Origin of the sequence: Pantoea sp. Fr+CA_20 (genome assembly GCF_024520835.1) — a bacterium.
Taxonomy (GTDB): domain Bacteria; phylum Pseudomonadota; class Gammaproteobacteria; order Enterobacterales; family Enterobacteriaceae; genus Pantoea; species Pantoea allii.
Genome location: NZ_JALNPN010000045.1, coordinates 1 through 1,214 on the forward strand (window position 1 = coordinate 1; position 1,214 = coordinate 1,214).

At 39.7% G+C, this 1,214-nt stretch carries 1 protein-coding gene and 1 pseudogene; both read left to right on the plus strand.

Annotated features, from left to right (window positions below; all coding sequences use genetic code 11):
• Nucleotides 1–407 precede the first annotated feature (407 nt).
• Complete coding sequence (locus NR177_RS23705; RefSeq protein ID WP_109716887.1) at nucleotides 408–839, plus strand: tail fiber assembly protein; 432 nt, start codon at nucleotides 408–410, stop codon at nucleotides 837–839.
• Nucleotides 840–1,127: 288 nt separating this feature from the next.
• Nucleotides 1,128–1,214 (plus strand): annotated as a pseudogene (locus tag NR177_RS23710) (integrase); the annotation flags it as partial.

Here is a 1,214-nt window from a genome sequence, read left to right on the forward strand (position 1 = left end):
GGGCTTTAGTCATTATGGCATCCGTAGCTCTGGTTATGCAGAAACCTGAATCATCGTATAAACCTCGGTTTGGGAGATGCCGTAAGGTTGCGCGACTATTCTGCTAATTTTTCCGATAATGGCTGGGTAAGATGGCCTAATGGCCTCATTTACCAATGGGGGATGGGCCCTGTCACTAATGCCACAACACCTACGGCAAAAATTATTTTCCCAATCCCATTTCCAAATGAGCTTATTGAACTCAATTCTCATGACTTTGGAAACCCAGTAGCAACAACAATATTCCAATTCATCGAAACAACTCGACTTGGCTTCACTGCTGCTAATATCTGTACGTTAACGCGTGGTAGCTCGCAAGTGAATGGTATAACTGATAGCACCTGTAAATGGGCTGCATGGGGAAGATAATGAAAAATTACGTTTTTAGTGCAAAGAATAATGCATTTTATCCAATTGTATTACGTTCAGATTATGAAAAAGCTGGCACATGGCCAGAAGATGGGATTGAAGTTGAAGATAATGTATTTGAGCAGTTTAGTGGCCTTGCTCCTGAGGGGATGATCCGTATCGCTGGCAATAACGGATTACCGCTGTGGCAGAATAGTTCTCCTTCTACACCAGAGCAGAAAATTGAAATTGCAAGAAATCAGAAAAGCTTGCTCATTAACACGGCCATTAGCTTTATTAATGACAAGCAGTGGGGAGGTAAATATTCACTTGGAAGATTAAGTGAAGATGAAATAATAAAATACAAGCTCTGGCTTGACTACCTTGATAAATTGGAAGCGGTGGATTTTCAGGAAGGTATCCCTGACATATGGCCTGAGAAGCCAGAATAAAATCAACTCTGAAGTACTTAATTATCTCAAGATGCCGAAATACATAATTAAAGTCTCTTTAGTTCATCAGGAAAGATGGACCTAAAAAACATTAAACTATAGCGCATATCGATTATTTCATGATAATACATCACACCGGTTGCAGGTTGATGTATTATCAATCTTTTCTGGTTTTTATTTAAGTCACAAGCTTCATAATCATTTCACTTTTTCACGTTATAAAATCTACTCATGATTTTTTTCTAAGGCTTAGCGCTGTTTCATTATGAGGTTTTTATAGGCTAGAATTTATTTCTTCAAAACCTCGGTTTGGGAGAAGGCTCCGCTTTGCCGGTTGGAGTGCCGGTTCCCTGGCCATCTGAAGTACCACCATCA

Excerpts from the sequence above, each read along its gene's own strand:
- NR177_RS23705 (WP_109716887.1), top strand. The coding sequence starts at position 408 with ATGAAAAATTACGTTTTTAGTGCAAAGAATAATGCATTTTATCCAATT.